Source organism: Pseudomonas sp. Pseusp3 (assembly GCF_047304225.1).
GTDB lineage: Bacteria > Pseudomonadota > Gammaproteobacteria > Pseudomonadales > Pseudomonadaceae > Aquipseudomonas > Aquipseudomonas fluorescens_CD.
In genome coordinates this window covers 1-11554 of record NZ_JBGLYV010000142.1, presented here as the reverse complement: position 1 = coordinate 11554, position 11554 = coordinate 1, and the positions used below count along the sequence as shown (strand labels likewise).

12 protein-coding genes and 1 pseudogene are annotated in these 11554 nt (G+C 58.7%); 6 read left to right on the top strand and 7 right to left on the bottom strand.

Going from position 1 to position 11554, the window contains the following annotated elements; genetic code table 11:
• Window positions 1-274: 274 nt before the first annotated feature.
• Genes ACCD00_RS28295 through ACCD00_RS28275 form a run of 5 tightly spaced genes read right to left on the bottom strand, consistent with a single transcriptional unit; the run spans window position 275 to window position 3856 of the window.
• On the bottom strand, window positions 275-754 hold the full coding sequence (locus tag ACCD00_RS28295) for an Lrp/AsnC family transcriptional regulator (protein ID WP_007974731.1): 480 nt from the start codon (window positions 752-754) through the stop codon (window positions 275-277).
• A 12-nt stretch (window positions 755-766) separates the two neighbouring features.
• A complete protein-coding gene (locus ACCD00_RS28290; protein ID WP_007986657.1) occupies window positions 767-1528 on the bottom strand; it encodes an ABC transporter ATP-binding protein in 762 nt (253 codons plus the stop codon).
• 56 nt (window positions 1529-1584) lie between these two features.
• Complete coding sequence (locus ACCD00_RS28285; RefSeq protein ID WP_413428538.1) at window positions 1585-2295, bottom strand: ABC transporter permease; 711 nt, start codon at window positions 2293-2295, stop codon at window positions 1585-1587.
• Complete coding sequence (locus tag ACCD00_RS28280; protein WP_413428537.1) at window positions 2292-3017, bottom strand: ABC transporter permease; 726 nt, start codon at window positions 3015-3017, stop codon at window positions 2292-2294. The genes ACCD00_RS28285 and ACCD00_RS28280 overlap by 4 nt, the downstream gene beginning before the upstream one ends.
• Before the next feature lie 59 nt (window positions 3018-3076).
• Complete coding sequence (locus ACCD00_RS28275) at window positions 3077-3856, bottom strand: transporter substrate-binding domain-containing protein (RefSeq protein ID WP_413428536.1); 780 nt, start codon at window positions 3854-3856, stop codon at window positions 3077-3079.
• A gap of 593 nt (window positions 3857-4449) precedes the next feature.
• Here ACCD00_RS28275 and ACCD00_RS28270 point away from each other — a divergent pair.
• On the top strand, window positions 4450-5523 hold the full coding sequence (locus ACCD00_RS28270; RefSeq protein WP_413428535.1) for an ornithine cyclodeaminase: 1074 nt from the start codon (window positions 4450-4452) through the stop codon (window positions 5521-5523).
• A 145-nt stretch (window positions 5524-5668) separates the two neighbouring features.
• On the opposite strand, the gene ACCD00_RS28265 is transcribed toward ACCD00_RS28270, so the two are convergent.
• Entirely contained in the window at window positions 5669-6646 is a 978-nt protein-coding gene (locus ACCD00_RS28265) for a saccharopine dehydrogenase family protein (RefSeq protein ID WP_413428534.1), read from the bottom strand.
• A complete protein-coding gene (locus ACCD00_RS28260; RefSeq protein ID WP_413428533.1) occupies window positions 6643-7044 on the bottom strand; it encodes a VOC family protein in 402 nt (133 codons plus the stop codon). Before ACCD00_RS28260 ends, ACCD00_RS28265 begins: the two co-directional genes overlap by 4 nt.
• 189 nt (window positions 7045-7233) lie before the next feature.
• Between ACCD00_RS28260 and ACCD00_RS28255 the strand changes: the two genes are divergently transcribed.
• The 5 genes and pseudogenes from ACCD00_RS28255 to ACCD00_RS28235 form a co-directional block, all read left to right on the top strand.
• Window positions 7234-8133 carry an AraC family transcriptional regulator N-terminal domain-containing protein gene (locus ACCD00_RS28255; RefSeq protein WP_413428532.1) on the top strand — a complete coding sequence of 300 codons (900 nt, stop codon included), beginning with the start codon at window positions 7234-7236 and terminating at the stop codon, window positions 8131-8133.
• A gap of 290 nt (window positions 8134-8423) precedes the next feature.
• Complete coding sequence (locus tag ACCD00_RS28250) at window positions 8424-8801, top strand: c-type cytochrome (RefSeq protein WP_413428531.1); 378 nt, start codon at window positions 8424-8426, stop codon at window positions 8799-8801.
• 628 nt (window positions 8802-9429) lie between these two features.
• Window positions 9430-10059, top strand: a pseudogene (locus ACCD00_RS28245) (SDR family NAD(P)-dependent oxidoreductase); the annotation flags it as partial.
• 567 nt (window positions 10060-10626) lie between these two features.
• Window positions 10627-11370, top strand: a complete 744-nt coding sequence (locus tag ACCD00_RS28240; RefSeq protein WP_413428530.1) for a protein-L-isoaspartate(D-aspartate) O-methyltransferase — start codon at window positions 10627-10629, stop codon at window positions 11368-11370.
• Window positions 11371-11372: 2 nt separating this feature from the next.
• Window positions 11373-11554: hypothetical protein (locus ACCD00_RS28235; RefSeq protein ID WP_413428529.1), on the top strand; the 182-nt coding region annotated here is incomplete at its 3' end.

Below are 11554 nucleotides of genomic sequence, written 5' to 3'. Positions count from 1 at the left end.
GCAGCGAAGCAAACCGTAGAGCAATGCCCCCGGATGAATGCCGGAGCGAAGGAACCCCGAGCCCTGGCGAGGGGCCGTACGTAAGGGGCGAGACCTTTTGGTTCCTTTTGGGGCGTTTGCCAAAAGGGACCCGCCGTAAGGGCGGAACCATAAGCCGCCGTTACCGAAAAATCGGATATGTACACCGACAACAAAAGACAGGCTGGCCATCAGGCCGCCTTCGCGAGCAAGCCTGCTTGCGATGGCGGCGTGTCGCAGGCAGCGATTTCTGATCTTACTCCATCGTGGTCTTGACCATCGCCAGCTCCGGGTGGCTGACCAGTTTGTCGATGTGCAGATCCGGGTCGTCAAACCAGACTTCGGTCAACACCCGGTAATGCTCCATGTCTCGGCAGCGCATGCGCAGGCTGTAGTCGAACGCGCCACTGATCAGGCGACATTCCAGCACCTGCGGGCAGGCGCGGACCTTGGCCTCGAAGGCCTTTTGCGCCGCGCGTCCACTCTGGTTCGACAACGCCACCAGCACCAGCAACGACAAACCCGGCGTCAGTTTCTTCTCGTCGAGAATCGCGCCATAGCCGCGAATGACCCCGAGCTGCTCCAGCTTGCGTACCCGTTCCAGACAAGGCCTGGGCGTCAGGTGCACGCGCTCGGAAAGCTTTTGATAAGTGATGCGCCCTTCGTGGCGCAACACTTCAATGATTGCCTGATCGATACGATCAAGCACAATCGACAGATCGCGGATATCCGCCATGTACGCCTTGCCTCACTTCAAACGACCCGATAGAAATTGCTGCAAACGTTCGCTGTTTGGCCGGTCGAGTATCGTAGCATCACCCTGCTCCTCGACCCGCCCCTGATGCAGGAACAGCACCTGGCTGGAGACCTGCCGGGCAAAGCCCATTTCGTGGGTCACCATCAACATGGTCCGGCCTTCTTCGGCCAGTGCCTGAATCACCTTCAGGACTTCACCCACCAGTTCCGGGTCGAGCGCCGAGGTGGGCTCGTCGAACAACAGGATTTCCGGTTCCACCGCCAGGGCACGGGCAATCGCCACCCGCTGTTGCTGCCCGCCCGACAGAAACGCCGGATACTGATCGGCCACCCGTTGCGGCAGGCCGACCTTGTCCAGGTACGCCCGTGCGCTTTCTTCAGCGGCCTTGCGGCTCATGCCCAGGACTCGACACGGCGCCAGCACGATGTTCTCCAGCACGGTCAGGTGACTCCACAGGTTGAAATGCTGGAACACCATCGCCAGTCGCGTACGCAAACGCTGCAACTGTTTCGGGTTGGCAACGCGCATGCCACCAACGCCCTGACGGGTGAGGACTCGCTCGCCATCCAGGGCAATGGCACCTTCGTCCGCCCGCTCCAGAAAGTTGATGCAGCGCAACATGGTGCTTTTACCCGAGCCGCTGGCGCCGATCATGCTCACCACGTCCCCTGCCCGTGCGTTCAACGAGACGCCCTTGAGCACTTCGTTGTCACCAAAACGTTTATACAGATTTTCAACCGTGAGTTTGTACATGCGAATACTCCTGGAGCGGCTCATTTATCGGCGCCGCTCTGGATTAAAGATGGAAGTCAGTGAGTCGGGCCGAGAAAGCTCAGCCAGCGTTTCTCCGCCAGCCGGAAAGCCCCGACCAGCCCGAACGACAGCGAGAGGTACAGCAGGCCGGCGATGCCGAATGCCTGGAACGTCATGAAGGTCGCCGCATTGGCGTCCCGGGCGATTTTCAGGATGTCCGGAATCGTTGCGGTAAATGCCACCGAAGTCGCGTGCAGCATCAGGATCACTTCGTTGCTGTAGTACGGCAGCGCGCGGCGCAGCGCCGAAGGCAGGATCAGTTGCAGATACAGGCGCCAGCCACTCAGGCCGTAGGCATGGGCCGCTTCGATTTCACCGTAAGGAATACTGCGGATCGCCCCGGCGAAAATCTCCACGGTGTAAGCGCAGGTGTTGAGGGTGAACGCCAGCAAGGTGCAATTCATTGCGTCGCGGAAAAACGCTTCGAGCAATGGCTGCGAACGGACCACGGCAATGCCGTAGATCCCGCTGTAGCAAATCAGCAACTGGATATACAGCGGCGTGCCGCGAAACACGTAGGTGAATAGCTGGACCGGCCAACGCAAAACACCCCAGCGCGACACGCGCAAGATCGCCAGGGGCAGCGACAGCACGAAGCCCATGGCAATGCTCGCCACCAGTAACCACAGGGTCATCGCCAGTCCGGTGAAGCTTTCGCCGTCGCTGAACAGGAAGGGTCTCCAGTATTCGGCAATCAATTCGATCATCGTGCCATCCCCCGCACACCCTGGTTGTAGCGCCGTTCCAGCACGCGCAATACGTAGTTCGAAGCGCTGGTGATCAGCAGGTAAAGCGCTGCGGCCAGCAGCAGAAAATCGAGCATGTTGAACGTACTTTTACCCGCCTCTTGCGCGACCTTGACCAGGTCCGACAAACCGATGATCGATACCAGCGCCGTGGCCTTGAGCAGCACCAGCCAGTTGTTGCCAAGGCTCGGCAAGGCGAAACGCATCATTTGCGGGAACACCACGAAACGAAAGCGCTGCCAACGGTTCAGGCCAAAGCACGCCGCGGCCTCCTGTTGCCCGCGTGGCACACTCAGAATCGCCCCGCGAAAGGTCTCGGTGAAATACGCACCGTATATGAAGCCAAGGGTGACGATGCCGGCCACAAACGGATCGATTTCCATGTACGCCCAACCCATGGCCTCGGTCAGGGCGCTGAGCCAGCCTTGCAGGCTGTAGAAAATCAGCAGCATCAACACCAGGTCAGGCACGCCACGGATCAGTGTCGTGTAAAAGGTCGCCGGCAGATTGAACAGCTTCAGCGGCGACAGCTTTGCCGCCGCGCCGAGCAGCCCCAGCGCCATGCTCACCACAAGCGCGAGCGCCGACAGTTTGAGGGTGACCCAGGTACCGTGCAGCAACAAAGGGCCATAGCCTTGCAGGGCCGAAAGGTCGAGCCCAGGGATATTCAGGAAGGAATTCACGCCAGTCACCTGTCTTGATGCGCCCCGGTCGCTGCGACACAGCGGCCGGGACACGAGGATCAGTTGTTGTAGAGGTCCAGATCGCCGAAGTGCTTCTGCTGGATCTGCGCGTAGATGCCCTTGTCGTGCAGGGCCTTGATGGCGGCATTGAGCATGCCTTTGAGCTCTTCGTTGTCCTTGCGCACCCCGATGGCGATTTCCGAAGGCACCAACGGGTCGCTGATGCCTTCGCTGTTCTGGAAGTCCGCGCCTTGCGGCGAGGTCAGGAAACTCATCTGCGCTTGCAGCTTGTCCTGGATCGACGCATCGAGACGGCCATACACCAGGTCGGCATACACCTGATCCTGATTCTGATAAGCCCGCAGTTTCACCCCGCCCGGCCCCAGCTTGGCCTTGGCGTAGGTTTCCTGAATCGTACCTTGCATGTAACCGATGGTTTTACCGCGCAGCGACTCGGCGGTGGGCAGCAGCCCGGAGTCTTTGCGGGTGACGATGGCGGTCGGTCCGGCGTAAAGGCGATCGGTAAAGTCGATCTGTTTTTTGCGCGAGTCGGTCACGGTCATCGAAGATTCGATGGCATCGAACTTGCCGGCCTTGAGCCCCGGAATCAGTCCGTCGAAGTCATTGCTGACCCACACGCAAGTCAGCTTCAGCTCGGCACATATCGCATTGCCCAGATCCACGCCGAAGCCCTGGACCCCGCCATCGGCCGTGGTGGATTCAAAGGGTGGGTAGCTTGGGTTGACGCCAAATCGCAGCTCCTTCCATTCCTTGGCGCTGGCGCCCGTGGTGCAGCACAACAACGCGAGTGCCGGCAAAGTCAGCCATTTGATGTTCATCTTCTTGAGTCCCGGATTATTTGGATTTATCGCGATCCGGCGCCTGCGTCGGACCACACTTTTCTGACAGGGGCAGAGAATCGATGCGGTGTTCACCGCAGCCGTTTTTGTTGTTGTTTTCGACCGCAAGCAGCCGGTCGTCGGAGTCGCATTCCATCTCAAGCGGCGATCGACAAGCGCTTGAAACGGACCGCCAGAATGCCAATTGCGGGGAAGGAGCTGGTGTCGTAAGCCCTCGTTAAAACAGCGTGCCTGTGCTGAACGAAGGGCTTTCACAGCCGATTCTGTTGTCTGCTGTAAATCACTGTTTCTCCACTTGGCGGGAGCGGCACAGAACATGTGAGGCTCTTTGCGGCCTTCTTTATCTGCATGACGATGCATCGTGAAGCACCAAGCCGATTCCGCTGTGCACCCTCTGTTTTTCGACTTCTCTCGCTGTATCCGGGGTCAGTATTGGCCGAAATCTTCTCGCCATTGCCTCGACAATGGGTCCGTCGCAAATACATGGACCACCTCCTGAGTCTCAGCTGCCCAAGCGAACGGCAGACCAGGCCGGCATCCCCCCCAGAAAAAAGCGCCAAAAGGAACCCGATATGACCCGTTACATCGACGTCAATGATCTGAGCCGTCTCGTCCAGGAAAAAGGCTTGCCTCGATGCCTGACCGAAATGGCCGAGTACATCCGTCAGGATTACGTACGCTGGCCGGAATTCGAAAAATGCGCGCGCCTGGCGAACCACTCACCCGAGGGCGTGATCGAGCTGATGCCCGTGTCTGATGCAACGCTCTACGCCTTCAAATATGTCAATGGACATCCGAAGAACACGCACAATGGCATGCTGACGGTCATGGCGTTTGGTGCACTGGGAGATGTCGATACCGGCAAACCTGTGCTTCTGAGTGAAATGACCCTGACTACCGCCATTCGCACCGCTGCCACTTCTGCGCTCGCGGCCCGCTACCTCGCCCGACCGGACAGCCGCCGAATGGCACTCATCGGTAATGGCTCACAGAGCGAATTCCAGGCCCTGGCGTTTCATACCTTACTGGGTATTACTCAAATCAGCCTCTACGACATCGACCCTGCCGCGACCGCGAAGCTGGTAGCCAACCTGCGGGCCTACCCCGCCATTGAGGTGACCGTTGCCAAAACCGTGGCAGAAGCGGTACGGGGTGCCGATATCGTGACCACGGTCACCGCCGACAAGGCCTACGCAACCATTCTGACGCCAGAGATGATCGAGCCCGGCATGCACCTGAACGCCGTGGGTGGCGACTGTCCCGGCAAGACCGAACTGCACCGGGACATCGTGGAGCGTGCGCGAGTCATGGTCGAGTACGAACCGCAAAGCCGCATTGAAGGCGAAATACAGCAGATGCCCGTCGACTCCCCGGTTATCGAGTTCTGGAAAGTCGTCGATGGCCAGGTTCAAGGTCGCCAGCATGCCGAGGAAGTCACCCTGTTCGACTCGGTCGGCTTCGCCCTGGAGGACTACTCCGCCTTGCGCTATGTGCTGGATGTAGCAACAACGCTCGACATTGGCAGCGACATCCAGCTGGTCCCAGAGCTGCAGGATCCCAAGAACCTGTTCTCGTTGCTGCAGCCTTCGGCAACAGCCGGTGTACAGCCCGTTCAACAAATGAGGTCCCCGGTGCTGGAGACTTGATCTCGACAGCAATCACATCGCGCGTCCCCCGCCCCTCTGCCACCAGCCCAAATGCGTGACCTGCCTGGGCCTGGACGGGGGCGCAGCGCTGCCCGGACCCCTGGATGAGCATTCGATGCAGGCGAAACCGAAGCGCTGTAGCGCTTTAGAAATCGGTGATGGTTGTTCCGTCGATGGTCTCGGCGAATCCGCTTCCGAATACCCGGGCAGGCGTTTCAAACCCCGGCCGCCGATCGCCGTCCAACACTCGCCGCGCGGCTTCAACCGCCACCAACGGTGTGTAGGAGTAGCCGTTGACGGTTTCAATCATCGAGCGTGCCACGCTGCTGTTGGCGCCCGTGACTTCTACCACCGCTCGGGCACGATGAGCTTCGCGCTGTACAACGCTTGGGCCCTCAGGCAGCTTCGACAGATCGCCCTGCGGAAACGCATCGCCACTGACGTGCACGAACATGGCAATGTCGGGAATGCCGGTGGAGTGCCAGCCGGTCACCAGGTCACCAAACGACAGCGGCGCGCACAACACCGGGCCGTCACCAAAATCGAAGTGCCGCGGTTGCGCTTCGGGTGTTGCAACCAGCAGTCCATCGACCCGCGCCAGCAGGCCTGCGCCAATGATCTCGCGGACACTCAGGGCCGATCCCCGTGACATGGAACCTGCAACCTGCAGTGCGATCCTCAGTGAATGCGGCTCCTGCACACGGCGGGCGACATGCATCGCCAGGCAATCTGTCGGCACCACATCCCAACCGACACCGGGCAGTAGCATGACGCCCGCGCTGCTGGCCTGAGCGCCAAGTTGCTCAGCCTGCCGATAGACGTTGATCTCCGCCGTGATGTCCAGATAGTCGACCCCAGCCTTGATACAAGCCTGCATCAAAGCGGCCGCCGTCTGCGCGAACGGCCCTGCGAAGTTCAGCAGCACCGCGATGCCCTCCAGGGACTTCGCTGCCTGGGCATCGGGGTTGAACTCTCGATAAGGAACATCCAGCTGCGCGGCGAGCGACTGCAGTTTTTCGCCATTGCGCCCGGCGATTACAACGTCCATTCCCCGCCCCTTGGCATGCTCTGCCGCCATGCGACCGGTGTACCCCGTCGCCCCGTAGATCATTAATGTGCTCATGGGATGTGCTGCCAGTTCTTGTAGACGAATTCGAGACTGTAACCGTCCGGGTCGAGAACATTGGCGGCGTAATAATCGGGGTCATAATGCAGACGAGCGCCCGGGGCGCCGTTGTCGACAGCGCCACTTCGCAGGGCAGCCGCATAAGCCGCGTCTACCTCGCTCTTGCTGCCCGCCACAAAGCCGACATGCACCGCTCGCCCCTCCACCACGCCTTCGCGCAACCAGAAAAACATGCGTCCATTGGCACCGAAACCTTTCAGGTCAGGATGCCCTGGCGGTCCGTCCTTGCCGTCGTAATCAAGCCTTGCGGTGATGCCCAGCGGGGTCAATGCCACTGTGTAGAAACGAACGGAACGATCGATGTCACTGACCGACAGAAAAATGTGATCAAGCATGGGGAAGCCTCGCACTCAGATACTGATTCAAATGAAACAGCCGCCCGCCACTTCGATGGATTGGGCGTTGATCCAGAGTCACCACAGTAGCCATCCGCCTCGCGGCGAGCGCAGCCGTTCCTGCTCGAAACCTGCCTGTTTCTGCTTTTTGCTTGCGTGCCCGTATCCGCGTGCGTTCAGATGAATGCCATGAAAACCCAACTGACAGAACTTCGCGCCCTGGCGTGCCGAGCCGAAAACCGCCGCACGGAAACGGGTATCCCGCGTGTCGCCATGATTCAGGGTGAAGTCCCTGAGCACCTGCTGGCCGCTGTCTACGAACCGATGATCAACCTGATTCTGCAAGGCAGTAAATCCATGACCATCGCCGACCATACGCTTCGATATGACCCGGCGACTTACTTCGTCATGTCCATCGACCTGCCAGCGGTCGGTCAGGTTCACCCCTCTGCAGGCGGCGAACCTTATCTGGCGATCAGCCTGACGCTCGATCCGATTGTCTTGACGACGCTACTCGCCGACTTGCCCAAACCGCTCGGACAGCATGAACAGGAAACCGGTTTTTCGGTGGCCGCCGTCACGCCCGAACTGATGGATGCCTGGGTGCGCCTGCTGCGCTTGATGAACAAGCCCGAAGAAATCGCCGCCCTTGCGCCGGTCTACGAGCGAGAGATTCTGTACCGTGTCCTGCAAGGCCCCCATGGCTGGATGCTGCGCGATATCGTGGCACCCGACAGCGCCATGGCGCGCGTCAACCTGGCCATTGCGCACATTCGCCGCGACTTTGCCGAACCCATCCGGGTGGACGCATTGGCACAGCTCGCGTCAATGAGCGTCTCAGCCTTCCACCGACACTTCAAAGCCGTCACGGCGCTGAGTCCATTGCAGTATCAAAAGCGCGTTCGCCTGCTACAGGCCCGGACACTGATGGTGGCCAATGCCAGAAGCGTCACTGGCGCGGCGTTCGAAGTCGGTTATGAAAGCGCGACCCAATTCAGCCGCGACTACGCACGCGTGTTTGGATTGCCGCCTTCGAGAGATGCGGCCCGGATTCTTGGGGAAATCCGAAGCAGCGCAAGTGGTTGTTGAGCCTGTTTGCAGTTTTTCATTGGCGTGCATCCACAAGACTGCCGAGGAACGTCCGCTGAACGATTCAGCCAATCTGTTGCGTCCACCGGTTGAATTCACAACCCGAAGCGCAAGTCCGATCCAAAGCTGCTTTCGAGCAAAAACAAACGTCGCCAGGCAACTGGCATTGCCGAGCTGCTACCGACTAAAAGGATGCCTGATTAACATACGCAGGGATGATGAGTAGAATCTTTCCCGCACACCAAAATCTCGACCAATCGACGCTGATCCCATCAAGGAAGATAACAACAATGAAAGTATTATTCGTCGCTTCGCTAGGAATTTTATCGCTAATTCAAACATCAATATCCTTCGCGGATAGTGTTAATGGAAAAAATCTCTATTTACAGCGATGCGCCATGTGCCACGGAATGGATCTCAAAGCAACAGGACCATTGGCTAATAAAAGCAATCCTCCTACACCTGACCTGACAACATCCGCCTTCAAAAAACGATTAAATGAATATCCGGGCGTGATTGTATCTTCAATAATACTTCGTCCAAATGGAAACTTGATTCCAAAAACTTTGCGAGAGAATGGTGTAAAGCTATCGCCGTACTCATGGAGGATTGAAGATCTGCGCGATATAAATCAGTACATGGGTGGTGCGATTTCAAAAAATCGATGACTTTTGAAATGAGAGCCAGGCACAGAAATCTCAAAGCCATTTCAGGCTTGAGGATTTGAGGACTTGAGGGACAATGCCGGTGAGCCAGTCGACCTCTCACGGGCACATTGCTAATAAACAATCTCGGATTAATGCAAACTCGTGCGGCCCTTGCGCATCCAACAGCAGTCGCCTGCGGTCGTGACGGGGAAATAACGGCCAGAGAGGTCATTCGAACCGTACTCGAAAGCTGGAGCAACTCAGAACGAGCGGACTGTCAATTCAAACGAAACATCGTTCCTGTGGAGCCACGATAAATGACGCCCCGTCTGATTCCCCGCCATTAAAAATGATGATGTCTTCCACCTGCATCGACGCGTGCAGCAACTGACGCCACGGCCAATCAATTCGTGCTCGAACGCCTGCTTGAACAGCACCGCACGCACTTGGGTACCAATCGCTCATACACACGTATCTACAGCCAATACCAGTGCATGACAGACACCAACGACCAGATCTTTAAACTTGCGCCATGGCGCACTTTGTCACTGGTTCTGTATCGCTCACAGTTGCCCGCGCGATCGATAGCACAGAGTTGTCGGCCTGATCGGCATCAAAGCCAAACAAGTACATTTCTGGAGCAAAAACCATGAGTACACCACAAAAGGTTGTCATCGTTACCGGCGCGTCACAAGGCATTGGTGCTGAAGTAGTCAAGGCATTCCGGGGGTTCAACTATCGGATAGTCGCGACGTCCCGCAAGATCAAGCCGTCGGACGACCCGAACATCCTGACGGTAGCGGGAGACGGCGACTGCGCAGCGTGTTATTAGCGAAGCTGTCGCGCGATTTGGTCGAATCGACACGTTGGTGAATAACGCCGGCATCTACACCGGCAAACCTTTCACCGAGCACACTATCGAAGACTACAACGCCGTCATGAACGTAAACATGTCTGGTTTTTTTCACATCACCCAACTGGCCATCGCCGAAATGGAAAAGCATGGGAGCGGCCATGTGGTTACCGTTACCGGCAGCATAGAAAACGGCATCAGCGGCGCATATGCGGCATTGGCGGCGCTGACCAAAGGTGGCTTGAGCGCCGTGACCAGGTCGCTGGCGATTGAGTGCGCGAAGCAAGGCATTCGCGTCAATGCCATTGCACCGGGCGTCACCAGGACGCCTTTGCATACCGAGGAATACTACGAATGCTGGCTGCCCTCCAACCGCTGGGGCGTATGGGCGAAGCGAGCGAGGTCGCCAGCGCTATCGCCGAATTGGCCGCGACGATCCGGCCTTCGCCGTTGATGAGGAATGCCTCGTTCTTCATGTGTAGCAGGCAACGGATGAGCAGTTGATCGAATTCGTGCAGGGCGATATCCGCCGCGGCGAAGCCGACTAGATGCCCGCCGGCGAAATTGGCAAGGAGGCACGGAGAACGCCAGTATAGGGGCCATTGGATGAGGTTGCTTTGTATCCAAAACGATATCTCCCATGGAGTCCGTTAAAAGGAAGAAAGGCTCTGGCAGACCCATTACTTTTCCCTTTCGCCACTGGAATCCATGTAGCTTCGTCATTTTCTTTGTACTGGGTAACCAATAGATATCCAATCCTGGCTAGTTGAAACAAATCTGCGCTGCCACTTCTCAACTCAATGCCGCACTCACCAAAAATATCGCATTCACTTTTGTATCAGCGCTTGAACTGGCTGGGTGCTATCAGTGCAGTTACGGGTCGCGATTTTTTCTCGGGCAGTCGCCGCAACCTGGTTTGGTCGCGGCCCCCCGGCTTGCCGAGTCAGCCCGCCGGCCATACGATTCGACTATTGCCCAGGCGGAGAAGTCATTGTGAAGCCGGTGATGCTCCTGACGCGCATCCTGGCGCCTGTCATCGCTCTGGCGCTGGCATCTGCCGGCCTGCATGCCGATGACCCGTTCGCGTCGTTGCGCGACGCCATGGTGCGGGAGATCGCCGACATGTCGTCCGTCACCCGCGAGGAAACCGGCAGGGTCGAGTTTGCCGCGCCGGTGATGGCCGCGATGGCCAAGGTGCCACGCCATAAGTTCGTCCCGCCCGACGAGGTGCCCTACGCCTACGAGAATCGCCCGCTGCCGATCGGCTACGGCCAGACCATCTCCCAACCCTACATCGTCGCCCTGATGACCGACCTGACGCAGGTCGGGCCCGGCGACGTGGTACTCGAGATCGGCACTGGCTCGGGCTACCAGGCGGCGATCCTCGCCGAACTGGCGCAGGCGGTCTACACGATGGAGATCATTGAGCCGCTGGCAGTGCAGGCCGGGGAGCGCTTGGGCCGTCTGGGATATGCGAAGGTGCAGGCCCGGTTGGGCGATGGCTACCACGGCTGGCCCGAACACGGGCCTTACGACGCCATCCTCGTCACCGCCGCCGCCAGCCATGTGCCGCCGCCACTGATCGCCCAGCTCAAGGCCGGCGGACGGATGGTAATCCCGGTCGGCGCGCCGTTCATGATCCAGTACCTGCTGCTGATCGAGAAGGCCGGCGATGGCAGTGTGTCCACCCGGCAGGTGCTGCCTGTGCGTTTCGTGCCGCTGGTCGGAAGCGGTTGAGCATGCACTCGCCGCCATTGCTCGCCCTGGCGCTGTTGTCTGCGTCCGCGCTCGGCTATGAGGTGCTGCTGCTGCGACTGCTTTCGATCATCCAGTGGCACCATTTCGCCTACATGATGATCAGCGTCGCGCTGCTCGGCTACGGCGCCGCCGGCACCGCCGTGGCGCTGGCGCGGCCTGTGCT

Excerpts from the sequence above, each read along its gene's own strand:
- ACCD00_RS28265 (WP_413428534.1), bottom strand. The coding sequence starts at position 6,646 with ATGAGCACATTAATGATCTACGGGGCGACGGGGTACACCGGTCGCATG.
- ACCD00_RS28290 (WP_007986657.1), bottom strand. The coding sequence starts at position 1,528 with ATGTACAAACTCACGGTTGAAAATCTGTATAAACGTTTTGGTGACAAC.
- ACCD00_RS28255 (WP_413428532.1), top strand. The coding sequence starts at position 7,234 with ATGAAAACCCAACTGACAGAACTTCGCGCCCTGGCGTGCCGAGCCGAA.
- ACCD00_RS28275 (WP_413428536.1), bottom strand. The coding sequence starts at position 3,856 with ATGAACATCAAATGGCTGACTTTGCCGGCACTCGCGTTGTTGTGCTGC.
- ACCD00_RS28250 (WP_413428531.1), top strand. The coding sequence starts at position 8,424 with ATGAAAGTATTATTCGTCGCTTCGCTAGGAATTTTATCGCTAATTCAA.
- ACCD00_RS28270 (WP_413428535.1), top strand. The coding sequence starts at position 4,450 with ATGACCCGTTACATCGACGTCAATGATCTGAGCCGTCTCGTCCAGGAA.
- ACCD00_RS28285 (WP_413428538.1), bottom strand. The coding sequence starts at position 2,295 with ATGATCGAATTGATTGCCGAATACTGGAGACCCTTCCTGTTCAGCGAC.
- ACCD00_RS28260 (WP_413428533.1), bottom strand. The coding sequence starts at position 7,044 with ATGCTTGATCACATTTTTCTGTCGGTCAGTGACATCGATCGTTCCGTT.
- ACCD00_RS28295 (WP_007974731.1), bottom strand. The coding sequence starts at position 754 with ATGGCGGATATCCGCGATCTGTCGATTGTGCTTGATCGTATCGATCAG.